Source organism: Janthinobacterium silvisoli, assembly GCF_014200725.1.
In the GTDB taxonomy this organism is placed as follows: Bacteria; Pseudomonadota; Gammaproteobacteria; order Burkholderiales; family Burkholderiaceae_D; genus Janthinobacterium.
This window is the reverse complement of sequence record NZ_JACHCL010000001.1, coordinates 1,012,498-1,037,556: the sequence shown is the minus strand read 5'-3', so window position 1 is coordinate 1,037,556 and position 25,059 is coordinate 1,012,498. Positions and strand designations below refer to the sequence as shown.

Sequence of the window (25,059 nt, the reverse complement as noted above, 5' to 3'; positions counted from 1 at the left end):
GCTTATTTGCCCAGCATCGACACCACATTGTCGCTGCCCGGTGCGCCGAACAGCTGCTGCTTGAGGACGTGCAGCTGGTCGCGCACTTGCGCCGCTTTTTCGAACTCCAGGTTCTTGGCGTGGTCGACCATCAGTTTTTCCAGGCGCTTGATTTCCTTGCTGACCTGCTTTTCGCTCATGGCTTCGAACTTGGCCGTTTCCTGCGCCGCTTGCAAGGTTTCACGCGCTTCCTGCGGGCTGTAGACGCCGTCGATCATTTCACGGATCGATTTTTTCACGCCGATCGGGATGATGTTGTTGGCCGTGTTGAAGGAGATCTGCTTGGCCCGGCGGCGCTCGGTTTCGTCGATGGCGCGGCGCATGGAATCGGTGATGCGGTCGCCGTACAGAATCGCCGTGCCGTTCAGGTTACGCGCGGCGCGGCCGATGGTCTGGATCAGGCTGCGCTCGGAACGCAAGAAGCCTTCCTTGTCCGCGTCGAGGATGGCCACTAGCGATACTTCGGGCAAGTCCAGGCCCTCGCGCAGCAGGTTGATCCCCACCAGCACGTCGAAGGTGCCCAGGCGCAGGTCGCGCAGGATTTCCACGCGCTCCACCGTCTCGATATCGCTGTGCAGGTAGCGCACCTTGATGCCATGGTCGCCCAAGTATTCGGTCAATTGCTCGGACATGCGCTTGGTGAGCGTAGTGACCAGCACGCGCTCATCCTTTTTGATGCGCTCGACGATTTCCGACATCAGGTCATCGACCTGCGTACTAGCCGGGCGCACGATGATTTGCGGGTCGACCAGGCCGGTAGGGCGCACCACCTGTTCCACCACCTGGTCGGAATGGTTCTTTTCGTATTCGGCTGGCGTGGCCGAGACGAATATGGTCTGGCGCATCTTCTGTTCGAATTCCTCGAATTTCAAGGGCCGGTTGTCGAGTGCGGACGGCAGGCGGAAACCATAGTCGACCAGGTTGGTCTTGCGCGAACGGTCGCCGTTATACATGGCGCTCAGCTGGCCCGTCAGCACATGCGACTCGTCGAGGAACATGAGAGCGTCGGGCGGCAGGTAGTCGACCAGGGTCGGTGGCGGTTCGCCGGGCAAGGCGCCGGACAAATGGCGCGAGTAGTTCTCGATGCCCTTCGTAAAACCGATTTCCGCCATCATTTCCAGGTCGAAGCGGGTGCGCTGTTCCAGGCGCTGCTCTTCGATCAGCTTGTTCTCCTTGCGGAAAAATTCCAGCCGTTCGCGCAGCTCGTCCTTGATGGTTTCCACGGCGCGCAGCACGGTGGAGCGGGGCGTGACATAGTGCGAGCCGGGGTAGACCGTGAAGCGCGGGATTTTTTGCCGCACGCGGCCTGTCAGCGGGTCGAACAGCTGTATCGATTCGATTTCGTCGTCGAACATTTCCAGGCGCACGGCCAGCTCCGCATGCTCGGCGGGGAAGATGTCGATGGTATCGCCGCGTACGCGGAAAGTGCCGCGGCCGAAGTCGACTTCATTGCGCGTGTACTGCATCTGGATCAGGCGCGCGATCACGTCGCGCTGGGCGACCTTGTCTTTCACGCGCAAGGTCAGAATCATTTGATGGTATTCGTTCGGGTTACCGATACCGTAGATGGCCGAGACGGTGGCGACGATGATCACGTCGCGCCGCTCCATCAGCGACTTGGTGCACGACAGACGCATTTGTTCGATATGCTCATTGATCGAGGAATCCTTCTCGATGAACAGGTCGCGCTGGGGCACGTAGGCTTCCGGCTGGTAGTAATCGTAGTAGCTGACGAAGTATTCGACGGCGTTTTCCGGGAAAAAGTCGCGGAATTCACTGTACAGCTGCGCGGCCAGGGTCTTGTTGGGCGCGAAGATGATGGCGGGGCGGCCCATGCGCGCAATCACGTTGGCCATGGTGTAGGTCTTGCCCGAACCGGTCACGCCCAGCAGGGTCTGGAAGGCTAGGCCATCGGCGATGCCCTCGGTCAGTCCGGCAATCGCCGTCGGCTGGTCGCCGGCCGGCGGAAACGGCTGGTGCAGGCGAAACGGCGAATCGGGAAAGGTGACGACGGTGGCTTGCGCGTCATTGGCATGGGATAAATCGGGCATGTGAATCAGACCTTTGTTAGAATAGTGCTCTGCTGGCGGCCCTGGAGTTATTTTTGGGTGCTGCCGACAACTCCGCTGTGAACCTGCTTCCAATCGAATCCAATCTTATCATGACGAACCCAACTGTTTCTGCCAGTCTGTTTAGCGCCATCGAGATGGCCCCACGCGACCCGATCCTGGGCATCACCGAAGCATTTAACGCGGATCAGAATCCCGCCAAAATCAATCTGGGCGTCGGCGTTTATTATGACGACAACGGCAAAGTGCCTCTGTTAGCTTGCGTACGCAAGGCAGAAGCGATCCTGATCGAACAGGGCGCGCCACGCACCTATCTGCCGATCGAAGGCCTGGCTGCCTACGACAAAGCGGTGCAAGAATTGGTATTTGGGGCCGATAGCGCCGTGATTCAAGAGCGCCGCGCCATCACCGTGCAAGCCATCGGCGGCACGGGCGCACTGAAAATCGGCGCCGACTTCCTGCAGCGCTTCGCGCCAGGCGCGCAAGTCTACATCAGCGACCCTAGCTGGGAAAACCACCGCGCGCTGTTTGAAAGCGCCGGTTTCGTAGTCAACAACTACGCTTACTATGACGCTGTTACCCACGGCGTCAATTTCGACGGCATGCTGGCTGACCTGAACGCCATGCCATCGGGTTCTGTCGTCGTGCTGCACGCCTGCTGCCATAATCCGACCGGCGCCGACCTGAGCGTGGCCCAGTGGGATCAGATCATCTCGGTAGTCACCGCGCGCGGCCTGGTGCCGTTCCTGGACATGGCTTACCAGGGCTTCGCCAACGGCATCGCCGAAGACGGCGCCGTGGTACGCCGTTTCGCGGATGCTGGCGGCCCGCTGCTGGTGTCGAATTCGTTCTCGAAATCGTTCTCGCTGTATGGCGAGCGTGTGGGCGCCCTGAGCGTGGTCGCTGCCAGCGCCGAGGAAGCGTCGCGCCTGCTGTCGCAACTGAAACGCGTAGTACGCACCAACTACTCGAACCCGCCTACGCATGGCGGCAAGGTGGTCGCTACCGTGCTGGCTACGCCGGAATTGCGCCAGCTGTGGGAAGAGGAACTGGCCGGCATGCGCCTGCGTATCCGCGAAATGCGCAATGCCTTTGTTGCCAAGCTGAAAGAGAAAGCGCCTGCACACGACTTCGGTTTCGTGCGCGAGCAAATCGGCATGTTCTCGTACTCGGGCTTGACCAAGGAACAAGTGGCAGCCTTGCGCGAGCGATCGATCTACGCCGTCGATACGGGTCGTATCTGCGTGGCAGCCTTGAATTCGCGCAATATCGACATCGTTATTGACGCCATCGCCAAAGTCCTTTAATATCTTGCTTCTTCGGCGCTGCTTGCAAGAGCGCGCTGATGGCAATAAAAAGTTGTGATAAGCGTGTTAAGCAAGATAGTAACTGGATCTTGTAAATACCAAATAAACGACATATAATATTGCCTCTTTTCCCTGATAGCTCAGTCGGTAGAGCGACGGACTGTTAATCCGCAGGTCCCTGGTTCGAGTCCAGGTCGGGGAGCCAGAATTCAAAAAGCCACGTTGAAAAACGTGGCTTTTTTCGTTGTGCGCTGAGCTGGGCCATGGTGGTTTCAGCCGCCTGAGTATGCTTGCCAGCGATTTGCGCTATCCTGCTGAGACTATCTACAGGAGAGTTAGCCATGGCTTGTTCCACCGCCCCCTTGCGCCACATTGTGCTGTGCGAATTTATTGACGACATCAGCGCCGCCAAGCACGCCGAACTCGTGCGTGAGTTTTCCCAGCTGAAAGACCGCATACCAGGCGTACTGAAGTTCGAATGGGGGCAGAATGTCAGCGCGGAAGGACTGGATGACGGCTACACCGATTGCTTCACCCTGACCTTCAGCGGCGCCGCCGCGCGCGACGCCTATCTGGTCCACCCAGAGCACCTGCTGTTCGTCGACTTGCTCAAGCCCTGGCTGGGCAGGGTGCTGGTGATTGACTATGTAGCGCAGGAAACGCTGGCCTGATATGGATTGAAAGGTGGCTGGGGAAAAGATAAACATTTTCCTGAGGAAATCTGGACAGTTGAAAATTTGCCCTATATAATGCGGCCTCTTTTCCCTGATAGCTCAGTCGGTAGAGCGACGGACTGTTAATCCGCAGGTCCCTGGTTCGAGTCCAGGTCGGGGAGCCAGAACATCAGCAGTATCAAAAAGCCCAGCCTTTCGGTTGGGCTTTTTGCATTTCAAGTCCATGTATTGATTCTATATATTGATTCTATGTATTGGGCGTCAGTGGCGCATCTTCACCCTGGACTTTTGCGGAATTCAGCATTATTTACTTCCCGGATTGACTCGCATCCAATATGTTGATGATGGTATGTTGAAAATTCTCAGATTCCTCTTGATGGATCTGATGCCCGGAATTTTCAAATACGAATAATTCTTTTTTTGGCGCCTTTAACTCGGCAAAGTATGCTTCTGTAATTTTTCTGGATGTTTGAATGTCATTTTTTCCAACGAAAAAATAGACTGGGCAGTCAATCGTTTTCAGGGTTTTTGTCAGGTCTATTTTCATGACATCTTTCCACACAGGCGACCAGGTTTTTGCCCATTGAAAAAACATATCTTTGAACTCATTGCTTACTGCAAATTCTTTTCCTTCTTTGTAGAAAAGCCACTTTCGTAGATAGAATAAATCCTCATCAGTTTGAAAGGAAGTGTTTACGCTAGCTAGTTCTTTGCTGGCGATAGGGTTGTCTTTAAAATGAACTTGCAAGGTTTCAAGTAACTCTTTTTCGCTTGGAAACTGATTGATCACTGGATTGGAGGCAAAATAAGCATGAAGTTGTTCAGGATAATTTTTAACCATGTAAAATCCCAGAACGTTTCCCCAGGAGCTACCTAGCAAGTATATTTTTTCCTGATGTAGTTCTTTCCTGACAAACTCTACAACTTCATGCGTATCGCTTTGCATTTGTGCAACCGTTGGCTGCGTTGGCGAGGGATTTAATTTCAACGTTTTCCCGGCATCTCTTTGATCCCATTGAACGATGGTAAATCTATTTTTCAAAAGATTGGTAAAGGAGTCCGCACCCTTTATCATGGAGCTTCCTGGGCCGCCGGATAAAAACAGAAGAACTGGTTTGTTGAGATCATCAGTTTTAATTTCTATAACTTGTTTTATGCCGCCAATTTCTGGTGTCAGGGATCTGTTGATTGCAAGCGGAATAAGCTCTGGCTCTGTTATGTTTTGGCCTTTGGATTCCTGAAGTGGAATAAGTGTTATAAATAAAATTGCCAATATAATTTTTTTCATTGTTTTGCAATCATTTGTGGATTGTTGATGTTGGTTTATGTTGCATAGAGTTCAAACAGTTGCGGCATAGGTGTTTTTTGATCTCAGTGGCTGCCAGGCAACGGCTGAGATTGCTAGAATAGCATGTTGGATATGAAATATCTGCGCAGCATCTCATCTTCCCGCTGCGAGACTTGGCCTGGTCAGGCGATCGGGAGTCAGCACATCCGCAGCATCAAAAAGCCCAGGCCCTTGCCTGGGCTTTTGCATTTGGACCAGGGGCGTGACATTTGGTGTAAATTTGCCGAAATGCATCTGTCATACTCTTTGCGCTGAAAAGAGCGGTCGTGGCTGTTGGATGCCATTCGCACCGGTTAGCTTACCCAGCTGAAAGATGACGTCCCGTTCATGAAAAATATTGCTGCCAGGTTGTTGATCATCATTGCCGGTATGGTTTGCGCGCCGCAGGTTTATGCCCAAAAGGGCCAGCCGCCTTCGGATGCGCAGGTCAGGCAGCAGATCATCGGCGAGTCGATTGCCTCCTACCCAGGACGTTGTCCCTGTCCCTATAATGCCGCCAAAAATGGCAGTGCCTGCGGAGGCCGCAGTGCGTGGAGCCGCAAAGGTGGCTACGCGCCGATTTGCTATGACCGCGAGATCACGGCTGAGATGGTGCGCAAGTGGCGGCAAGAGAATGGCGCCCAAGCCGTTGCAGCGCGCTGAGCCGGCACGCCTTTGCCAGCGCCGCACTGCCGGGCAGATTGAAGTCCCCCACATCCCCTATTGCGTCACCTTGCTATCGCCGCCAGATATCCTGACACCGCCGCCGTCACGCGTACCAGCAAAGCCTGCTGATCGCTTTCACCATGGCTGCCTGCGCTATCGACCATGCCGCGCGTGATTGCCATCACGTCGCGCACGGCGGTATTGGCGATTGCCTCTTCCGGCAGTCCCATTTTTTCCAGGCATCCCCGCAGCACCGCTGCTGCGCGCTCCCCATTGTGTTGTAACTCCGCGCTGGCAGGCAGCCGGGCTTCTTCGGCGTCGAGCAAGCGCGCCAGACGTGGCCGCCGCAACTGGTGGTGGACAGCAATGGCCAGCAATGACCGTATGCCTTGCTGGCCATTGTCCTGAACTTCCATGGCAAGAATGTCGCTCAGCAGGGCGCCGGACTCCTGTTCGATCAGTGCGCGCGTGATCGCATCCCGGTTGGGAAAGTATTGATATAGCGAACCGACACTGACGCCGGCCCGCGCCGCCACGGCATTGGTGGTGTAGCCATCGTAGCCCGTGGTTTCGAGAATGCGAGCGGCCGCCTCCAGGATGGCGGCCACGGTGACGGCGGAGCGCCGCTGGCGAGGCTGTTTGCGGGGCGTCGTGGATGGGGGCGGCGGGCGGTGGCTCATGGCGTCGTATGCGAGTATCAAATGCGAGTATCTGCTCGTATTATGAACCTGTTTCCGCAACTTATCTCGAAGGAACTTTCATGATGCATACGAATGATTTAAAGGCATTGTTGCCGGCAGTGATAGATGCTGTTGAAGTGGCAGGCCGTACTTTGCTGGCGCGCTTTTCTGCCGATGCCAGGCCCGATAACCTGGCGGCGTTGCTTGCCGCCATCGAGGCAAATGATGTGTCGGTCAGCGATGCATTGCAGAGTACTTTGCTGCACATGCTGCCCGGCAGCCATTGGGTGGACGATGAAGAGGGTGGTGGACCATTGCCGGATGGCGAATGGTGGATCGTCGATGCGGTCGAAGGCAATGTCAACCATATTCATGGCAGCGCTGCGTGGGCCGTATCGGCAACCCTGGTGGTTGACGGCTTGGCTGTGTTGACAGTAGTAAGCTTGCCAGCCATGGCAACGGTATATGCGGCTGTGCGGGGGCAGGGCGCCACAGTCAATGGCATGCCGCTGCAGGTCTCCAGAAAAACGCAGCTGCATGCGGCGATTGTCGGCACGGGGCAAGCCCGGCCAGGCGAGGGGAGGGCCGTGCATGCCGCGATCGGTGCTTCGGTCTTTGCCATGCTCGAATCTGCCTTGCTGGTGCGGATGGCGGTGCCGGCGACCTTGGAGCTGATCGAGGTGGCCAGCGGGCGCATGGATGGTTTTTGGCAATACAGCCAGGTGCGTTCGGGTCTTGCTGCCGGCGCCTTATTGGTCGCTGAAGCCGGTGGCGTGGTCACGGACACGCATGGCCAGCCCTGGAGTTTTGCCAGCCTGGATATGCTGGCCGCCGCGCCCGGCATCCACGCTGCGGCCGTCGCCTGCCTGCGCGCTGCGGTTGACCTTGCCGATGCGGGGCAAGCATGAAACGCTATGCCGTGATCGGCGCCAGCAGCGGCACGGGGCGTGAAATTGTCGCTGCGCTGGCGGCGCGCAATGATACCGTGCGGGCGATTTCCCGCAACCCACTGCCGGGGAGCGCGACGGTGGAGCCGTATGCGGCCGACGTGACGGATGCCAAGGCGATGACAGACGCGCTTGCCGGTGACTTTGACGCGGTGTTTTATACCGTGGATATCCATGGCAAGAAGCTGACGCGCGAGCAAGTCCGGGCCGTCATGTATGAGGGGTGCATCAATGCGATAGCTGCCGCTAAAGAAGGGGGAGCGAAACGGTTTGTGCTGCTGTCGGTGATTGGCCCGCAGCGTGCGTCCTGGGTGTGGTGGCTGTTAAATGCGATGAAGCCGGGCATGCGCGACAACATCATTAGGCGCGAGCAGGCCTTGATGGCGAGCGGACTCGGTTATGTGATCTGCCGCGCACCCCGGCTGCAGGATGGTAGCGATACGCTGGCGACAGCAGCAGCGCCAGCGCTGCGTCCGCCTGGACTGCGGCTCGATATGCGGCGCCATATAAAGCGCGGCAAGCTGGCGCGGGCGCTGATCGATGCGGCCGATCATGCACCAGCGGCCAGTGTCTGGGATGTTTTTGCGGATCAGGCTGGGCCTGTGCCCGCCTGGCTGACTGTGGACGCGTAAGTACTTGACCCTATTAAGGTGCCGCGCGCAGCGCTTCCAGCGCCAGGTAGCCAGGCTGAAGCTGTGCGGCGATGGCCGGCAGACGGCAGCCAGCTGGCGCTTGCAGGTCACCGTTGAACGCCGTGCCGTATTTCGCATGCCGGCCGCTGCGCTCGCGCATCGTTTGCAGTTGTTCGGCCGTGGGCTTGATGCCCAGCCGCTCCAGCAGTTCGCTGAAGACGATGCCTGGCAACTGGCTGTAGTTGATCAGTGCCAGCTTGCCGGCCGCCGCATGACGGTGGGCGGTCTCGTACAGGCTGGCCAGCACCAGACCGGCGTAGCCGTCCAGGTCGCCGGGTGCGAGTGCATGCTCGGGTAGCGGCAGCAGGGCCGGGTGTAGCATGCCGGGCACCATTTGCGGACCGCGCTGGCGCTGGTGGGATGCCAGCACGGCTTGCGGTTCGCGGTAGAGGAAGAAACAGGGCGTGCCGGGAAACGCCTGCCGGATCAAGTCCAGACTGTGGATGTGCCAGCAATCGAACTTGATCACGTAATGCGCTTCGTGGCCAAAGCGGCGCTGGCCCATGGCCAGCATGGCCAGGCGCAGCAGGGCGATGCTGTCGATGGCGCTGCTGTCGTGGTGCAGGCGCAGCAGCGAGTCGATGATGGGCGGCTCGGACATCACCACGCAGTGCGGCAGCGTTGCCAGCATTTGCGTCAGCAGGGTCGAACCGCAGCGCGAGATATGGAAAAAAAAGGCGGCGGGCGCCAGGCTATCTTCCAGCTGGGCTAGTGCCGATAGCGGCGTGCGGCAGACGCGGCGTTCTTCACGCGGCTGGCGGGCCAGGGTGTTTTCAAAGAAGGAATCGCTAAAGCGCGTATTTCCCATGTCGCGCCAGCACATGGCGATGGCGTCCTTGCCCGCATCCACGCTCACCGGATACCAGCAGCGCATGTCCATGCCGCTCTGCCAGGGTACTGCAGTCCCCTTGTTCATCAGGCGTTCTTGCAGGGAAAAACCATGCGGCACGTTCATGTGTCCGTGCCCTGGGCCAAGGTTGCCAGACGGTCGGCCATGGCTTGCATGGCGGGTGCGGGCGAGCTGCGCAACTGCGCGATGACGGCCTGCACATTGCCCTCGTTGATGCTTGGGTCGCCATATCTGGCTCCCGTTTTCGGCACGAAGCCGGCGCGGGCGAACAGGTTTTCCAGCCATTCGTTGGTGAGGCAATCGACGACCAGGTGAATGCGTGGCGCCGTACCCCGGTTTTCCACCGCATGCAGGCAACTGGCATCCATATACCAGGCGTGGCCAGCCGTGAAGTGGACGCTCTCGCCATCGATGCTGAACAGCACTTGCGGCGAAGTCTGGATCGGGATGTGTATGCGCGTCAAGCCATCCATCAGCGCCGTGCCGGCGTCGCGGTGCGCGCGGATGATCGCGCCTGGCGCCAGGGACATCAGGCGCACGGCGCTGGTTCCGCATTGAAAGCTGGCGATGACGTCGCGCAGGTACGGACAGCGCGCCAGGTGTGGCGTGTCGCTGTACTGAGCACCATCGAGCGGAATGATGTGGCCAGCCTCGCCACCGGCCGAGCGTAGCGGCACGCAGCTCCAGCCCTGTTCATAAGCGCGCGCATTGAAGTGCGCGATCCAGTCGCTGGCGGCGAACTGGGCGCTTTCTTGCCGCATGCGGGCCACATCGAAGGTCAAAGGCAATTGCAGCCAGGTGCTGGATGCGCTGCTTTGTGTGTTCATGCTGCGCTCCAGGACAGTTGCTCTTGCAGTGCATCTTCGCTGCACAGGCGAAATCCCATCCGCTGGTACAGGCCGCGTGCCGCCAGGTTGCCCTTGCCGACGGCCAGTTCGATGCGCAGCTGGTGGTTTCTTGCCAGCGTCTGCAGGCAGGTGAGTACTGCAAGGGCTGCTCCCTGGCGCTGCGCTTCGGGCAGGATGGCGATATCGACCAGGCGCAGCACGGCGTTTTCGCGGTGGATCACCAGCCTGCCGACAGGCCTGCCTGCACGTTGCAGCACCAGATAAGACGCCTGGGGATACGTGTATTGATAGCCGGTGATTTGCGCGCGCTGCTGCATGGCCATCAGTTGTTCGACGAAGGCAGAGTCGCCGGGCATCTGCCGCAAGTCGTCGCGTGTGGAGCGGTAGAGTTCGGCGGCGAACCCGTCATCCTCTCCTGCGCGCTGTTCGCGCAACTGGTAAGGGGCCGGCAGTGCGGCCAGTGCTGTAGCTGGAATAGGGGATGAGCTGTTCATCTATGTTCCGTCTCGTTTTTTGAGCGTATCGAGAGTGCTTAACGGCGCCCCCGGTATTTGTTATGCTGCCAATATTGACACGTACTTGCCCTTTTTTGCAATCATTTCACAGGATGCCGTCATGAATGCCAGTTTAGTCATCACGCTAGCGCAGTTGCAGCCCTGCCTGCGCAGCGAATTTATTGCCCACACCTCGGCCGGCACCTTGCCTTTGATCCTGGACGAGGCGCAGGAATTGCCGCGCCGTGGTTTGCCCGAGCAGTTCCGCACGCCCTTGTCGCTGATACTCAGCGGCCCGGAGCAAGTGCTGCTGGAAGCGGGGACGTACCGGCTGGAGCATTCGCAACTGGGGCATCTGGAATGGTATCTGTGGCCGATTGCGCCAGCATTTCCCGCCAGGGATGAAGATGCCGGCCGCCAGCGCTACCAGGTCAATTTTTCGTGAGCGCCATGCACGATGAGCTCGCTGAGCTGAGCGGGCTGGCGCGCGTGATTGCCGATCCGCAGCGCACGCCGGCCATGCTGGCTGGCGAGGCGCAGCAGTTGCGTCGCCTGGTCGAGCGCCATTCCAGCTTGTTGATCGATGGCACGCAGCACATGACGGAGGGCGAAAGCATCTTGCCCAGCGGTTCGGCAATTTCGCCTGTGCAAGCAGCCTTGTGTGCGCGCGAGCCCTTGCGCAGTGCCGCCTTCATCCAGGGGCTGGCGCAAGCCGTAAGTGAACGCTTGCACGACGAGCGGCCCGTGCGCGTGCTGTACGCCGGTTGCGGTCCCTACGCCCTGCTGGCCTTGCCACTGATGGCGCTCTTCAGTCCGCGTCAATTGCAGTTTTCCATGATCGAGGTGCATCAGGAAGCACTCGACGCTGCGCGTGCGCTGGTCGCCAAACTGGGTTTTACGGAGCATGTCAGCGATTTTATTTGCACCGATGCGGCCGCTTACCGGATTGCTGCGGATAATACGCCGGACGTGATCGTCAGTGAAACCATGAATACCGCCCTGGGCAAGGAACCGCAAGTGGCCATCATGCGCAACTTGGCCGTGCAGGCGCAGGCGGCGGCGCTGGTGCCGGCCGCCGTGACGGTGCATCTGGGCCTGGCGCGGCGCAGTCCGGCAGAACCGTGCATCGACTGGGGCGTGGTGTTTACGCTCGATGCAGCATCTATGCTGGCCTGGCAACGGGAAGAAGGTAGCCACCTGCCTGGCGCGAGTATCCGCCTGCCTGATGTGCTGGACCAGCCGCCGCGCTTGCTGACGCGTATCCGCGTACATGGCAGCATCGTGCTCGGCGATTACGATTGCAGCTTGAATTTGCCGTTGGCCTTGCCGGGCAAGCCCAATTTGCAGCCGGGCCGCTTGCTGCAGTTTTATTACCGGCTCGGCAGCGAGCCGGGACTGGCTTTTCACGCAAAGTGACGTGACAAGTACCCCGCCGGACTGGCGGGTGCACTTGCCGGTAGTGACGCTCAGTAAAAATTAATTCCGGCTCGGGAACAGACCTTCGACGCAGATGATATACAGCACGCCTTGATACGGCGTGACGGTCGGTATGTTCAGGGGGGTCGTCACGGTGACAGGTATGTTCAGCGGGGAGCCGGTACCGGTACTGCCGACCGCTACCGTGCCGCCGGATCCGCCACCGGTGATCGTGGCCATGTCCGCAGCCAGGGTGGTACTGCCGTTGCCGATGTCCGGACGGTAGGGGTAGGGAATGGCCGCCGCGGATGACTTGCCCGCCGCCAGGTAACTGGTGGTGGATGGGGTGGGCGAGGTGCCGACATCGGTGCTGACCTTGATGGCGACGGTTGATCCGGTACCGCCAGACGCGGTGAAGGTCGCGCTGTGGGTATGGGCTGGCAGATTGGCGAGGGTCAGGCTGCTCGTGATCGTGCCTGTGCCGGTCGGCGAGCCGGTGTAAGCCACGGTGCCGCCCGTGGCGCCATTGGTGACGGCGATACGGCCAGCCAGCCCTTGGCTGTTGCCCAGCGGTAGCCGGCCGCGCAAATCAGGCAAGCCGAAGGTGTTCACGCCATCGCCGCCGTATTGCGTGCCCAGCAGGGCAAACAGGGCGGCGTTCTGATTGACTGGCAACAGCTGGCCATTGCAGGCCATCCAGCCACGTGGAGGGAAGCTGAAGCCCACGGCGATAATTGAACCTAAAAACATATCCATGATAAATGCCTTTCAAGTTTGGTGTCTGTCTCGATGTTGTCCGCACCCATTTGTCTGGATGCTGACAGGATTTTTTCTTCTGATGCAGCGCATTTATAGTAAGTTAATTTTATAAAAACTTCACCCTGTAATAAGCGAGTTTGCGCGCTTGCGTTCAATACGCAACGGTTCGTGCCGGGCCCGGCTGGAGCGGCTGGTGGGAAGCGGTGATTCGAGGCCGACGGATGCGTTCGGCGCAACTTGCAGTAAAATGCAGGCTGAAAAATGGTTACGAGCAATCGTAGCCATTTTTCATTCTCACTGGAATCTCGTCCCTGTCATTTAGAGAGTTTATGTCTCATTCCCTGCATCACCAATTTTTGCGTTTCGCCGCCGTTGGCGCTTCCGGTACCGCCGTTCAATATACCGTGCTGTGGGGCGGCGTCGAATGGATCGGTATCAGCGCCGCCGTTGTTTCCGGCCTGGGGTATATCCTGGGGTCGCTGGTGAACTATGTGCTCAATTACTTCTTTACCTTCAAGAGCGACAAGGGGCATGGCGAGGCGGCCTCCAAATATTTCACCTTGCTGGGCATAGGCTGGTGCATCAATACGGGTTTGATGTGGCTGCTGGTGCACCAGGCTGGCTGGTATTACTGGCTGGCGCAGGTGCTGGCCACGGGCATCGGCCTGGTCTGGAATTTCGCCGGCAGCCGCTGGTGGGCCTTCAAGCCTGCCAGCGTGCCGAAGTAAGCACACCTCGGCAAACACTCAGTACGTACTCAACCGTATCAACCAACAAGGGCTACCTCATGCAGTTCCTGGAACGCTATTTCAAACTGAAGGACAACGGTACCAATGTGCGTACCGAGCTGCTGGCCGGCCTGACCACCTTCCTGACGATGGCCTACATCATCTTCGTCAACCCGAGCATCCTTGGCGACGCAGGCATGCCCAAGGATGCCGTGTTCGTCGCCACCTGCGTGGCCGCTGCCATCGGCACCCTGATCATGGGCCTGTACGCGAACTACCCGATTGCGCTGGCGCCGGGCATGGGCTTGAACGCCTACTTTTCGTACACGGTGGTCAAGGGCATGGGCATGAGCTGGGAAGTGGCGCTGGGCGCCGTCTTCATTTCCGGCTGCCTGTTCATCCTGGTCAGCCTGTTCAAGATACGCGAGATGATCATCAACAGCATCCCGCCTGCCTTGCGCACGGCCATCACGGTGGGTATCGGGCTATTTCTGGCGATCATTTCCCTGAAAAGCGCGGGCGTGGTGGTATCCAATCCGGCCACCATCATTGCCCTGGGCGACTTGCACCAGCCGGCGCCCCTGCTGGCCATCATCGGCTTTTTCATCATCGTCGCACTCGACCGGCTGAAAGTGCCGGGCGCTATTCTGATCGGCATCCTGACCATTACCGTGGCCAGCTTTTTCTTTGGCGGCAATCACTTCATCGGCGTTGTCTCGGCGCCACCGGCCATAGCACCGACCCTGTTCAAGCTCGACATCATGGGCGCCTTGTCGTTCGGCATCGTCAACGTGGTACTGGTGTTTTTCCTGGTTGAATTGTTCGATGCGACGGGCACCCTGATGGGCGTGGCCAACCGGGCCGGCTTGCTGAAAGACGGCAAGATGGAGCGCCTGAACAAGGCCTTGCTGGCCGACAGCACGGCGATCGCCGCTGGCGCCTGCCTGGGCACGTCCAGCACCACGGCCTTCGTGGAAAGTGCTGCTGGTGTGCAAGCGGGGGGGCGCACGGGTTTGACGGCCGTTGCCGTCGCCATCCTGTTCCTGGGCAGCCTGTTTTTCGCGCCGCTGGCGCACACGGTGCCGCCGTACGCGACGGCGCCCGCGCTGCTGTACGTGGCATGCCTGATGCTGCGCGAACTGACCTTCATCGACTGGGACGACAGCACGGAAAGTATCCCGGCCGCCATCACGGCCCTGATGATGCCCTTCACCTATTCCGTGGCCAGTGGCGTAGCCTTCGGTTTCATCACCTACGCCGTGCTCAAGCTGCTGACGGGCAAGGGCAAGCAAGTTTCCGCCGTGGCTTACATCATTGCCGCCATCTTCCTGTTCAAGTTCATTTATCTGGGCGAGGGCTGATGCCCTGCTGCATATGCCGGGCAATATGTGCGGGCTGGTCTGCTGCGACGGCGCCGCGCAAGCCTTGCCCGGCGCCGAAGGCGGCTGCCTCGGCGCGGGGAAACATCATCGTTTCATAAGCCAGCACGGCCTCGCGCCATTCGCCGCCGCGCGCCAGCAGCAGGGCCAGGTCGGCGGCGTCCGCCATGGCGCCATTCGCCCCTTCGCCGCCAAACGGCGACATCAGATGCGCCGCATCGCCGATCAGGGTAAGGCCCGGCTGGTTGGCCCAGCGGTGCCCCACCGGTAGCGCCAGCATGGGCCGCACGGCCAGTAAAGTAGCTACTTCGATCAGCTCGCGAAAGGGCGCCGCATAGCCGGCAAAGGTGCTGGCCAGCCACCTTCTGGTGTCTGGCGAGGTGATGGAATGCGAGCGCACGGCGTCCAGCGGCATGCGGATGGCGGCATACAGGCGCACATGCGCGTTGCTGTTGCGCTGGGCCGCCAGCAAGGTGTTGCTTCCCTTTACAAACATCTTGCCATGGCCGCTCAGGGCCGCCAGCGCAGGATATCGCTGGTCGATATCATCGATGCCCAATTCGAAAATGGTCACGCCTTCGTAGGCCGGCTGGGCGCTGGAGACGAGTGGCCGCACGATGGAGGACGCGCCGTCGGCGCCCACTACCAGGTCGAAAGCCTCGTCCTCGACGCCTGCGCTGACAAGCGCATGGCGGCCATCGGGCAAGGGGCGTAGCGCTTCCACTTTCTGGTCCCAGCGCACGCAGCCCGATGGCAGGGCGTTGAGCAGGATCTGGCGCAGCTGGCTGCGGTCGATCTCGGGTGTGTCACCGTCGAGGTTTGCATCGTCGAACAGCAGCGCACCGTCGGGCGCGTAAGCCCGGTTGCCCTGGTCGCCATAACGGGCCAGGGCTTGAAACGCGTCATGCAAGCCGGCCAGTTGCAGGGCCCGCTGCCCTGTCTCGGGATGCATGTCCAGCGAACCGCCTTGCGGCCGCGCCAGTGCGTGGGTATCGCGCTCGAATACCGTTGCCTTGATGCCGTGCAGGTGCAGGATACGGGCGAGAGTCAGGCCGCCAGGGCCGCCACCGAGGATGGCGATAGAGAGAGCGTTTTGCATGATATGCAGTCCTATGGGTTAATATATAGGATATTATGCATATACATAGGTGCCAATGCAAATGAAAAATTTACCGATACGACTGGAGTCCCGGGAAACCGAGTTCGTGGCGTCGAAGCTGATTTCCCAGGCGGCCAGGGCGCTGGCGCGGCTATCCGATGCCCGCTTGAAGGGCTTGGGACTGGCGATCGGCCAGTTGCCTGTCTTCGTGGCCTTGAAGGATGGCGCGCAGTTGTCGCAAAAGGAGCTGGCTCGCATCGCAGGCGTGGAGCAGCCATCGATGGCGCAATTGCTCGCCCGCATGGAGCGCGACGGCTTGATCCACCGCGAACCGGACCCTGCCGATGGCAGGAGCAGCCTGATTTCCTTGTCAGAATCCGCCACCGCCTTGCTGGCCCCCGCGCGCGAGATCCTGTTCCAGGGCAATCGGGAAGCGCTGGCTGGTTTCGAGCCGGCAGAAATCGATCAACTGGTCAGCCTGCTGGGACGGGTGATTGCGAATGTGATGTCTGGCGAGGCCGCTTGAGTTTGTGTGAGCGCCATCAGCCTTAGGTTTTTTGCTGCAATAGTGATTGCATCTGGACAGCTTAATTATGGGCGTATATAATTCGGCCTCACTTCCCTGATAGCTCAGTTGGTAGAGCGACGGACTGTTAATCCGCAGGTCCCTGGTTCGAGTCCAGGTCGGGGAGCCAGAACAAGTAGTCAGCAGTAAAAACAGCAAGGGCCGCGTGGTAGCACGTGGCCCTTTTGTTTTTTGCGCACGGTTTTTTGGGTGCGCATGGTCTGCCAATTCCATCGATACGCATACGGCAATGCACCAAGCCAGCGCAGCCTTTCTCAGGCATGCCGCCGCTGACTGCTATGCCGTCTGGTCCCCGTATCAGGGATCGACGAAGACGTCGAAGCGGACGTGCAGCGGGCTGCCCCAGGAGATTTCTACCCAGGCCAGGAAGCCGCCGTCATACGGTGCGATGTTGTATACCGCCATGCGGGCGGCGCCGATAAAGCGGTGCTGCGCATCCGTGCTGTATTCGCTGATGTTGACGAAGACGCGCGAGTTCGCTTTCACGTTGGCGTTGACAAAATTCACCGGATGGATCACGCCGTTGGCAGTCCACGTGTAATACGTGGTAAAGGACGCGGCGCTCAGGTTTGCGCCTGCTGCTGCACCAGCGCCTTTCGCGCTTTTGCCTTCCTGTTCCAGTGGTTGCTCGTTGACTTCCTGCTCCTGATCACTGCCCTTGTTTTCTACTTTCATTTCCATGATGTACTCCTGATCGATAGTGTGGACGCCGCGCAGATCGTCCGCGACGGGACGCCCTATCGGAATGGCGACGGCTGGTGTCGCGTCCCGGCTGATAAGGAAGCCGCTTGCGCTATCTGCAAGGAGTCTCATTCTAGGCGCGCACCTGGCGGAAAGGGCGTGTGGCGCTAACGAAAAACGGTGCTCATTTGTGCTTGCGCAAAGATGCTGCAAGCCGCACGCGATGCATTTTCCGGTAGGCTATTTTTATCGTCGAGGCAGGCACAGGTTTCAGGAAAATGGCACAATAGATAAGCCTGTCCTGTCGATCCAGCCCATGTAGCCAGAGCCTATGCCGATACTGAACCTGAGCGCCGAAGACGATATCTATTACGAGTTGATCGACGGCGATCCGGCCAAGCCCTGTCTGGTATTTTTGCATGAAGGCCTCGGTTGCTGCGCCATGTGGAAGGATTTTCCTGCCCAGCTGTGCCAGGCCACGGGCTGCCGCGGCTTGCTGTATGACAGGCTTGGTTATGGCTTGTCTTCACCGTTGCCGGGGCGCCGCCAGCTCCATTATCTGCACGATTACGCGCTACGCGAATTGCCGCAAGTGCTGGAGTGGCTGATACCGGGGCAAGACCATTTTGTAATCGGTCATTCCGACGGCGGCAGCATCGCGCTGATTTATGCGGCGCAGCAAGCGCCACGCTTGCGCGGCATCATTACCGAGGCGGCGCATGTCTTTGTGGAAGGCATGACACTCGATGGCATCCGCGAGGCCGGGCTGGCGTTTGATGCAGGCAAGCTGCGCGCACTCGCCACATACCATGGCGACAAGACGCAAGCGATTTTCAAGGCATGGTCCGATACCTGGCTCAGCTATGGTTTCCGCTTCTGGAATATCGAATACCTGCTGCCATCGATCGAATGTCCGGCGCTGGTAGTGCAGGGCAGCGAAGACCAGTACGGTAGTGCGGCACAAGTCGAGTCCATCGTGGCGCAAGCCTTGAACGCCGTGCCCGCGATGGTCGAGCAATGCGGCCACACGCCGCACCAGGAACAGCCGCAAGCCTTGCTGGCGCTGATGCAGGGTTTCTTGCAGGGCCGCATGGATGCGGCGCCGCATCTATCCCGATCGCCATCGCCGTCTTAATGGCAGGCGGGATCGCTGTCCCAGCGTCCTGAGCAGATGCGCGAGCGGCACAGCATGCCTTCTATCAGACCCAGCTGCTTGCAGCGCTGCAGCAGGCTGACAGTTTCCTCTTCTTCCTTGCGCACCACTATGTCGCGCAACGGCTCCGCAGGTCCAGCATCTTGCCGGTGAGCATGGGCCACCATCGCCGCCAGCAAGGCCACGTCGTTATCGCTGTTGCCCATAGACGCGGGCTTGACAGTGGCCCCCTTGCGTTCCGGGATCACTGTCTTGCGTTCGGCCGCCTTTACGGCAGGCACGGCGATGGACGCTGGCGTGGCGGGTGTTACCACGTTGACGATGGTGGCCGTAGCCGTGGCGGGGATAGCAGGTGGCGCATGTGCGGAAACATGCACGGTCGCTTGCACCGGGGCGATTAGCGGCGCTGCGGCGGCTGGCCCGGTCTCTTCCCCGGTGTGTGTGGACAGCAGGGACAGGGTAAGCGCTGTTGCCAGCAGCACGCACAGCGCGGCGCCCGTCGGACGCCGCCAGGCAGGTCGTCGGCCTGGCGGCGCAGCGATGGCGGACGGCGCCACGCCATGCTCGAGCTGCGACAGGATGCGGTGGCCCTCGGCTGCGGCGGATGGTTTGCCCAGCAGGTCGGGACCGGATGGATGTCCATCCGTGGATTTCGATGCAGACACAATAGTACCTCCGGATTGAATCGAAGCTTGATGTATACCGCGCCTGACTGCCGCGTCCGCGCCTACGATTGCGTGATACCAGACAGCAATGCTGCTGGCTCCCTCATGATGCACCGCCATCGCGCCAGTCCCCACACGGAGCGTCCCATGTTCATCGCCCTGGTCCTGATGTACTTCCTGCTGGCATGTTTCGCTTGCTGGCTATTGCTGTTTCTAGCCGGCCGCGCCCTGCTGCTGCAAGCGATGGTCAACCTGGGCTGGCGTGTGCAGCGGCGCGCGCAACGCTTGCAGCATGGCGGTGGTGCGCAATGGCAGCGCTTGCAGCGCGACACGGGCAGCGGCCTGCTCCAGGGCTGGCGTTTGCTGCTGCAGCACCGCTGGCTGTCGCTGGCCGGCGCCTTGCTGATCATCATTCCACCACTGCTGGCCTGGCTGTCCGGCGACCGCATCGCCTTGCGCGGCTATACCGACCAGCAGCACGCTATTAACGAGCAGGTCAGCGACTTGCTGCGGGGCGAACAGCTGGTGCCGCCGCCCACCTTGCCGCCGCTGTTTTTTACGACAGCGGAAGTGACGCAGCTGCGTCCCATGCTCGATGGCGCCAGCCGCAACTGGCAATTGCTCGACCATGATTACGCCCAGCGTTTGCTGCTGGTGTTCAAGATCATGAAAGAAATGCACGGCTACGACATGGTGCTGCTGGAAGGTTACCGCAGTCCCGGGCGGCAAAACTTGCTGGCCGCAGCCGGACCGCAGGTGACGAATGCGAAGGCTTTTCAAAGCTATCACCAGTACGGCTTGGCGGCCGATTGCGCTTTCATGCACGAAGGAAAACTCATCATTTCTGAAAAAAATGCCTGGGCCATGCGCGGTTACCATCTATATGGCGTGACGGCCGAATCGGTGGGCTTGCGCTGGGGAGGGCGCTGGGCCATGATGGATTTCGGCCATACGGAGCTGCGCCAGCCTGGCGTGCTGGGTAAATAATCTGCTTCTCAAGTCTGTGCTGTGCCAGCCATTCTAGCCCGCGCCATGGTGGTCTTTTCTGTTGGCAGCCCCATGCTTGCGCCGCGTCAATCACGGCCGGGCCAGCGTTTTTAGCGTGTCCCCGATGCTTGTTGCAAGTCAAGAAACACGTGCTTTATTGCTGTCAGCATGGGCCGGGTCCGCTATTGCAAGGCGGTTAATTCCCTATCCCGACCTTTACCTGGGACTACCATGCTGCGACGAATCTGGAATTTCCTCACTGATAGCCGCCATCTGACCATCCTTGCTTTCGTGGCGCTGGCCCTGTCCCTCTACCTGGGCGCCGAGCTGCTGGAAGTGGCCCTGGTCTGGGCGCTGGCCTTGTTGCTGCTGGCGCTGCTGGCCTGGCTGGTTTTTTGGCTGCTGCAGCGTCGCCGGGCGCGGCGCGATGCGCAGGCGCTGGGCCAGGCCATCTTGAACCAGGCTGAAATCGCCGCCGCCAATGCTGCCGAAGCCCAGCATACCAGGCAGGCGCAGCATGGTGAACTCGACACCTTGCGTGCCGGCATGCTGGAAGCCATCGAGACCATCAAAAGTTCCAAGCTGGGCTTGAAGTCAGGCGCGGCAGCCCTGTATGAATTGCCGTGGTATATGATTATCGGCAACCCGGCTGCCGGCAAGAGCAGTGCGATTTTGCATTCGGGCCTGCAATTTCCCTTCGCTGACGGCAAGATCGTGCAAGGCGTGGGCGGTACCCGCAACTGCGACTGGTTTTTCACCACCGATGGCATCGTGCTCGACACGGCGGGCCGCTATTCGGTGGTCGACGAACACCGTGGCGAGTGGTTCGGCTTTCTCGACCTGCTGAAAAAATACCGGCGCAAGGCGCCGATCAACGGCATTATCGTTGCCGTCAGCATTGCCGAACTGAGCGGCGACCCCGAAGCCGGCATGCAACTGGCGCGCAGCTTGCGCAAGCGCGTGCAGGATGTGATCGAGCGCCTGGAAGTGTTCGCGCCGCTGTATATCGTCTTCACCAAGGCGGACCTGATCGCCGGCTTTACGGAATTCTTTGCGGATGCCGAGCGTAGCGAACGCGAGCGTGCCTGGGGCGCTACCATGCCCTATCAGCGCAAGCTGCCCACGCAGCAATTGCTGACGTTTTTTGACCAGAGTTTCGACGAGTTGCACGATGGCTTGACGGAACTGAGCCTGGCAAACATGGCGCACCGGCAACGCACGACCATGGCGCCCGGCGTGTTTACTTTTCCGCTCGAATTTGCCGCCATCAAGAACTCGCTGCGCATCTTCATCGCGACCTTGTTTGAAGAAAATCCTTTCCAGTTCCAGCCCGTGTTCCGTGGCTTTTATCTGACCAGCGCTTTACAGGAAGGCGAGCCGGTCAGCGCTTCGTCGCAGCAGGTGGCGCGCCGTTTCGACCTGGCTTTTGCGCCAGCACCGGCAGCGGTCAGCCGGCGCCAGCATGGTTACTTTTTGCTGGATCTGTTCCGCAAGGTGATCTTTGCCGACAAGTATCTGGTGGCCAACTATGCCAGTCCGGCCAAGCAACGCTTCAAGTATGCGGTGTTTTTCGCCGCCACCCTGGCCTTGGGTGGCAGCCTGGGCGCCTGGAGCTGGTCTTACCTGGGCAACCGGCAACTGGTGGCCAATGTCGAGGCTGACCTGAACAAGGTGGTGCGCCTGCAAGACCAGCGCCTGGACCTGCAATCGCGGCTGGAAGCACTCGAGATCCTGCAAGACCGCATCGAGCAGCTGGAAGCCTACCGCACGCAACGCCCCTGGTCCTTGCGCATGGGCCTGTATCAAGGCAATTTGCTGGAGCGCAAGCTGCGCGAAGAGTATTTCAACGGCGTCCGCCATGTGATGCTCGAACCGGTGGTGGCCGGACTGGAAGGCTTGCTGGCGGAAATGAATGGCAGCGCCGAGCAATTGCAGCCGGCTTCGCGCACGCCCGAGGCGGCGCGTCCATCTGCGGGAGCGACGTATCAGGCAGCGTCGCCGACCAACGTGGAAGACGCCTACAATGCGCTGAAAACCTATCTGATGCTGGCCGATAAAACGCATGCCGAAAGCAGCCATCTGAACGACCAGATGACGCGTTTCTGGCGCGGCTGGCTGGAGGGCAACCGGGGCGCCATGCCGCGCGAGCAGATGATACGCAGCGCCGAGCGGCTGATGACGTTTTACCTGGCGCAGGTGAGCGACCCATCGTGGCCGCGCATCACGCAAAAGCTGGCGCTGGTCGACCAGGCGCGCGAAAACCTGCGCCGGGTGGTGCGCGGCATGCCCGCCCGCGAGCGCGTGTACGCCGACATCAAGGCACGCGCATCGACGCGGTTTCCCGGCGTGACGGTGGCGCGCATCGTCGGCGAACAGGACCAGGCGCTGCTGGCGGGCAGCCATGCGGTATCCGGCGCCTTTACCCGCCAGGCCTGGGAAAAATTTGTCGAGAATGCCTTCCGCGACGCCGCCAACCGCGAACTGCAAAGCGCCGACTGGGTCTTGAAAAGCGCTTCCACCGACGACCTGACGCTGGAAGGCAGTCCTGAGCAGATCGAGAAAAATCTGGTGGCGCTGTACAAGGCCGACTATGCGCGCGAATGGCAAAAGTTCGTGCAGGGCGTGGCCATCGCCGACCTGAAAGGTTTTGACGGCGCGGTGCTGGCGATGAACCGGCTGGGCGACCCGCAATCGTCGCCGATCGCCAAACTGCTGACGACGATATACCAGGAAACCTCATGGGATAATCCGGCCCTGCAGAATGCGGAACTGCGCAAGGCCGAGCGGGGCATCATCGCCTGGTTCAAGGAAACGGTGCTGCGCCGCGCGCCATCGCAGCTGACCGCCAATCCCGGCCTGAACGCGCAGCTCGATCCGGCCCGCCTGGATAAACCCATGGGACCGGTTGGCCGCGAATTTGCCGGCGTGGGCAAGCTGGTGGCGGCGCAGGACAAAGACGCCTCCTTGATGCGTGCCTACCTGGAAGCGCTGTCGAAACTGCGCAGCCGTTTGAACCAGCTGAAGAATCAGGGTGATGCAGGGCCGGGCGCCAAGCAGTTCATGCAGCAGACGCTGGAAGGCGCCGGCTCGGAACTGGCCGATGCCTTGAAACTGGTCGACGAGCAGATGTTGACGGGCATGAGCGACGCGCAAAAACTGGCCATCCGTCCGATCCTGGTGCGCCCTTTGACGCAGACCTTTGCCGTCATCGTGGCGCCAGCCGAACTGGAAGTAAACAAGACCTGGACGGCGCAAGTGTATGAGCCGTTCCAGCGTACACTGGCAAACAAATATCCGTTTGCACCCACGGCGCGCATCGAGGCCAGCAACCTGGAGATCGGCCAGTTCTTCGGTCCGGAAGGGCTGGTGGCGAAATTCGTCACGACCTCGATGGGCCCGCTGGTGGTGCGGCGCGGCGACATGCTGGCGCCGCGCACCTGGGCCGACATGGGCATCAATCTGTCGCCGCAGATGGTGGCGCGTTTTCCAGCCTGGATCGCGCCGCTGGGCGCGGGCGGTGTGGCGGCCACCTCTGGCGGCGCGCAAACGGTGTTTCAAATACTGCCGTCGCCGGCGCCAGGCACGCTGGAATACACTGTGGAAGTCGACGGCCAGCAGCTACGTTACCGCAACACGCCGGCGCAGTGGACGAATATGGTACATCCAAGTGCGCAGGGCGCGGCGGGGGCCAGGATCAGCGCCGTCACCTTTGACGGGCGCACGGTCGAACTGTTCAACGAGCCGGGCCAGTTTGGCTTGAAGCGCATGATCGATGCGGCAGTCAAGAAGCGCAAGGACGGCGGCGTGTTTGAATTGCGCTGGTCGCGCGGCGAGGTGGTCGTGGCGCTGGATTTGAAAATTACCAGCAGCGCCGAGACGACGGGGGTGGGCGCCGACACCGCGGTGCAGGAACAGGGCTTTCGCGGCATGAAGCTGCCGGAAACCATCGTCGGCGGCGTTGCTGCGCCTGCACCCGTACCTTTGCCTGCGCCGGCCATCGCCGCCGTCGCGCCTGGGGAGGCGAAATGACGCGCCCGCCGCAGCAGGTGCGCCTCGCTTATTTCGGCAAGATCCCCGCGCGCGGTGATTTCATCAAGGCGGCAGACAACCATGCGCTGGTGCAGCTGCTGGACGACTGGCTGGCGCAGGTCATGAATGCGCTGACGGCCGCGCCGCGCTGGAAGCTCAATTACGACGCCTTGCCGCCGCTGCGTTTCGCCTTTGTCGGCACGCGCAGCCGGCGCGCCATCGCCGGCCGCCTCGAAGCGAGCAGCGACCAGTCGCAGCGCCGCTTTCCTTTTATGGCCATGAGCGCGCTGGAAATCGATGACGCCGAGGCCTTTGTCGCTTGCAGTCCGCTGGTGCTGGCGCCTTTGTGGAGCAGTTGCGAACGCCTGTCGGCCGGCATCCTGGCCAGCGCCGAGCCGGGACCGGCATTGCTGGCGCTGGCTGGCAACGTGGTGGAAATCTCCCCCGGCGCCGCCTGCCACGCGGCGCAGCTGGCCGGTTTTTTGCAAACGCATACGGTGCGCGAACTGCAAGTGATGCTGGCATCACCGGCCTTTCCCGTGACGGTACGCGAACTGCTGCTGGGATTGGGACTGCTGCTGCGCCCGGTGCGCCGCAGCGGCCGTCCGCGCCTGGAAAAAAGCCTGGTGCTGCCGCTGCCACGCGATGAACAGCAGCGCGAAGTGGTGGCCAGTTTCTGGCTGCACCTGGTCGCACCCTTCCTGCGTCAGGCCGAATTCGAGCTGGCGCTGTTTTTCGCCCATGTCGATGAAGCGCCGGTGCTGGTGATCGGTTTTTGCGGCGCCGATCCGCATACCTTGCGTGCGCTGATCGATCCGCAGGCGGCCGGTGAACGGCTGATCGTGTTCGACCAGCTGGACTGGGTCGATGGCCAGCTGGAGCAGGATGCGGCCCTGCGCCGTTTGTCATCGTGTTTGCAGCAGGAGCAGCTGTCGCTGCGCTCGGCCTGCGCCATGTTTTCCGACGCCTTTGCCTGAAAGACCA

General features: G+C 60.3%; 24 protein-coding genes and 3 tRNA genes. 17 read left to right on the top strand and 10 right to left on the bottom strand.

Translation table 11 applies throughout. The annotated features are described in order from the left end of the window. Nucleotides 1-2: 2 nt before the first annotated feature. Nucleotides 3-2,090 carry an excinuclease ABC subunit UvrB gene (uvrB, locus tag HDE75_RS04705; protein ID WP_260173681.1) on the bottom strand — a complete coding sequence of 696 codons (2,088 nt, stop codon included), beginning with the start codon at nt 2,088-2,090 and terminating at the stop codon, nt 3-5. Between the two features lie 110 nt (nt 2,091-2,200). Here uvrB and HDE75_RS04700 point away from each other — a divergent pair, with 110 nt between their 5' ends. The 4 genes from HDE75_RS04700 (at nt 2,201) to HDE75_RS04685 (ending at nt 4,253) form a co-directional block, all read left to right on the top strand. Continuing rightward, entirely contained in the window at nt 2,201-3,415 is a 1,215-nt protein-coding gene (locus HDE75_RS04700) for an amino acid aminotransferase (protein WP_183676001.1), read from the top strand. 129 nt (nt 3,416-3,544) lie between these two features. After that, nucleotides 3,545-3,620 (top strand) — tRNA-Asn (locus HDE75_RS04695). Nucleotides 3,621-3,756: 136 nt separating this feature from the next. Further along, complete coding sequence (locus HDE75_RS04690; protein WP_183676002.1) at nt 3,757-4,086, top strand: Dabb family protein; 330 nt, start codon at nt 3,757-3,759, stop codon at nt 4,084-4,086. A 91-nt stretch (nt 4,087-4,177) separates the two neighbouring features. Then, nucleotides 4,178-4,253 (top strand) — tRNA-Asn (locus HDE75_RS04685). A gap of 143 nt (nt 4,254-4,396) precedes the next feature. Here HDE75_RS04685 and HDE75_RS04680 read toward each other — a convergent pair. Next, nucleotides 4,397-5,377 carry an alpha/beta fold hydrolase gene (locus tag HDE75_RS04680; protein WP_183676003.1) on the bottom strand — a complete coding sequence of 327 codons (981 nt, stop codon included), beginning with the start codon at nt 5,375-5,377 and terminating at the stop codon, nt 4,397-4,399. A gap of 387 nt (nt 5,378-5,764) precedes the next feature. Between HDE75_RS04680 and HDE75_RS04675 the strand changes: the two genes are divergently transcribed. Beyond that, nucleotides 5,765-6,079 (top strand): hypothetical protein, encoded by a 315-nt coding sequence (locus HDE75_RS04675; RefSeq protein WP_221291753.1) that lies wholly within the window; start codon nt 5,765-5,767, stop codon nt 6,077-6,079. Nucleotides 6,080-6,144: 65 nt separating this feature from the next. Here the strand turns inward: HDE75_RS04675 and HDE75_RS04670 are convergent, their stop codons facing one another. Next, nucleotides 6,145-6,762, bottom strand: a complete 618-nt coding sequence (locus HDE75_RS04670; protein WP_183676004.1) for a TetR/AcrR family transcriptional regulator — start codon at nt 6,760-6,762, stop codon at nt 6,145-6,147. 80 nt (nt 6,763-6,842) lie between these two features. On the opposite strand from HDE75_RS04670, the gene HDE75_RS04665 reads away from it, so the two are divergent. Then, complete coding sequence (locus tag HDE75_RS04665) at nt 6,843-7,670, top strand: inositol monophosphatase family protein (RefSeq protein ID WP_183676005.1); 828 nt, start codon at nt 6,843-6,845, stop codon at nt 7,668-7,670. Continuing rightward, nucleotides 7,667-8,341 carry an NAD(P)-binding oxidoreductase gene (locus HDE75_RS04660; RefSeq protein WP_183676006.1) on the top strand — a complete coding sequence of 225 codons (675 nt, stop codon included), beginning with the start codon at nt 7,667-7,669 and terminating at the stop codon, nt 8,339-8,341. Before HDE75_RS04665 ends, HDE75_RS04660 begins: the two co-directional genes overlap by 4 nt. Nucleotides 8,342-8,354: 13 nt before the next feature. Here HDE75_RS04660 and HDE75_RS04655 read toward each other — a convergent pair whose 3' ends face one another. The 3 genes from HDE75_RS04655 to HDE75_RS04645 are packed head-to-tail and all read right to left on the bottom strand — an operon-like array spanning nt 8,355 to nt 10,593. Further along, complete coding sequence (locus HDE75_RS04655; protein WP_183676007.1) at nt 8,355-9,356, bottom strand: hypothetical protein; 1,002 nt, start codon at nt 9,354-9,356, stop codon at nt 8,355-8,357. Beyond that, complete coding sequence (locus HDE75_RS04650; protein ID WP_183676008.1) at nt 9,353-10,078, bottom strand: aspartyl/asparaginyl beta-hydroxylase domain-containing protein; 726 nt, start codon at nt 10,076-10,078, stop codon at nt 9,353-9,355. Before HDE75_RS04650 ends, HDE75_RS04655 begins: the two co-directional genes overlap by 4 nt. Then, nucleotides 10,075-10,593, bottom strand: coding sequence for a GNAT family N-acetyltransferase (locus HDE75_RS04645; RefSeq protein WP_183676009.1), 519 nt, complete (start codon nt 10,591-10,593; stop codon nt 10,075-10,077). Before HDE75_RS04645 ends, HDE75_RS04650 begins: the two co-directional genes overlap by 4 nt. A 121-nt stretch (nt 10,594-10,714) precedes the next feature. On the opposite strand from HDE75_RS04645, the gene HDE75_RS04640 reads away from it, so the two are divergent. Together HDE75_RS04640 and HDE75_RS04635 are read left to right on the top strand one after the other, a co-directional pair. Further along, complete coding sequence (locus tag HDE75_RS04640) at nt 10,715-11,038, top strand: DUF6916 family protein (protein WP_183676010.1); 324 nt, start codon at nt 10,715-10,717, stop codon at nt 11,036-11,038. Between the two features lie 5 nt (nt 11,039-11,043). Next, on the top strand, nt 11,044-12,009 hold the full coding sequence (locus HDE75_RS04635; RefSeq protein WP_183676011.1) for an SAM-dependent methyltransferase: 966 nt from the start codon (nt 11,044-11,046) through the stop codon (nt 12,007-12,009). Nucleotides 12,010-12,069: 60 nt separating this feature from the next. Here the strand turns inward: HDE75_RS04635 and HDE75_RS04630 are convergent, their stop codons facing one another. Continuing rightward, a complete protein-coding gene (locus tag HDE75_RS04630; RefSeq protein WP_183676012.1) occupies nt 12,070-12,765 on the bottom strand; it encodes a phage tail protein in 696 nt (231 codons plus the stop codon). Between the two features lie 332 nt (nt 12,766-13,097). Here HDE75_RS04630 and HDE75_RS04625 point away from each other — a divergent pair, with 332 nt between their 5' ends. Both HDE75_RS04625 and HDE75_RS04620 read left to right on the top strand, forming a co-directional pair. Further along, nucleotides 13,098-13,496 (top strand): GtrA family protein, encoded by a 399-nt coding sequence (locus tag HDE75_RS04625; RefSeq protein ID WP_183676013.1) that lies wholly within the window; start codon nt 13,098-13,100, stop codon nt 13,494-13,496. A 59-nt stretch (nt 13,497-13,555) separates the two neighbouring features. Beyond that, on the top strand, nt 13,556-14,857 hold the full coding sequence (locus tag HDE75_RS04620) for an NCS2 family permease (protein ID WP_183676014.1): 1,302 nt from the start codon (nt 13,556-13,558) through the stop codon (nt 14,855-14,857). Here HDE75_RS04620 and HDE75_RS04615 read toward each other — a convergent pair. Further along, entirely contained in the window at nt 14,835-15,974 is a 1,140-nt protein-coding gene (locus HDE75_RS04615) for an FAD-dependent oxidoreductase (RefSeq protein WP_183676015.1), read from the bottom strand. The two genes, HDE75_RS04620 and HDE75_RS04615, sit on opposite strands and share 23 nt — an antisense overlap. Before the next feature lie 61 nt (nt 15,975-16,035). On the opposite strand from HDE75_RS04615, the gene HDE75_RS04610 reads away from it, so the two are divergent. Both HDE75_RS04610 and HDE75_RS04605 read left to right on the top strand, forming a co-directional pair. Continuing rightward, on the top strand, nt 16,036-16,500 hold the full coding sequence (locus tag HDE75_RS04610) for a MarR family winged helix-turn-helix transcriptional regulator (protein WP_183676016.1): 465 nt from the start codon (nt 16,036-16,038) through the stop codon (nt 16,498-16,500). A gap of 93 nt (nt 16,501-16,593) precedes the next feature. Beyond that, nucleotides 16,594-16,669: transfer RNA gene (locus tag HDE75_RS04605), tRNA-Asn, on the top strand. Between the two features lie 188 nt (nt 16,670-16,857). Here the strand turns inward: HDE75_RS04605 and HDE75_RS04600 are convergent. Next, complete coding sequence (locus HDE75_RS04600) at nt 16,858-17,241, bottom strand: hypothetical protein (RefSeq protein WP_260173680.1); 384 nt, start codon at nt 17,239-17,241, stop codon at nt 16,858-16,860. 331 nt (nt 17,242-17,572) lie between these two features. Here HDE75_RS04600 and HDE75_RS04595 point away from each other — a divergent pair, with 331 nt between their 5' ends. Then, on the top strand, nt 17,573-18,376 hold the full coding sequence (locus HDE75_RS04595) for an alpha/beta fold hydrolase (protein ID WP_183676017.1): 804 nt from the start codon (nt 17,573-17,575) through the stop codon (nt 18,374-18,376). Here the strand turns inward: HDE75_RS04595 and HDE75_RS04590 are convergent. Next, nucleotides 18,373-19,059, bottom strand: a complete 687-nt coding sequence (locus tag HDE75_RS04590; RefSeq protein WP_183676018.1) for a hypothetical protein — start codon at nt 19,057-19,059, stop codon at nt 18,373-18,375. The two genes, HDE75_RS04595 and HDE75_RS04590, sit on opposite strands and share 4 nt — an antisense overlap. Nucleotides 19,060-19,206: 147 nt before the next feature. Here HDE75_RS04590 and HDE75_RS04585 point away from each other — a divergent pair, with 147 nt between their 5' ends. The 3 genes from HDE75_RS04585 to tagF all read left to right on the top strand — a co-directional run bounded on the left by HDE75_RS04585 (nt 19,207) and on the right by tagF (nt 25,052). Further along, nucleotides 19,207-20,046: a M15 family metallopeptidase gene (locus tag HDE75_RS04585; protein WP_183676641.1), complete on the top strand. Its 840-nt coding sequence runs from the start codon at nt 19,207-19,209 to the stop codon at nt 20,044-20,046. 231 nt (nt 20,047-20,277) lie between these two features. Beyond that, on the top strand, nt 20,278-24,075 hold the full coding sequence (tssM, locus tag HDE75_RS04580; RefSeq protein ID WP_183676019.1) for a type VI secretion system membrane subunit TssM: 3,798 nt from the start codon (nt 20,278-20,280) through the stop codon (nt 24,073-24,075). Beyond that, nucleotides 24,072-25,052 carry a type VI secretion system-associated protein TagF gene (gene tagF, locus HDE75_RS04575; protein ID WP_183676020.1) on the top strand — a complete coding sequence of 327 codons (981 nt, stop codon included), beginning with the start codon at nt 24,072-24,074 and terminating at the stop codon, nt 25,050-25,052. Before tssM ends, tagF begins: the two co-directional genes overlap by 4 nt. Nucleotides 25,053-25,059 lie beyond the last annotated feature (7 nt).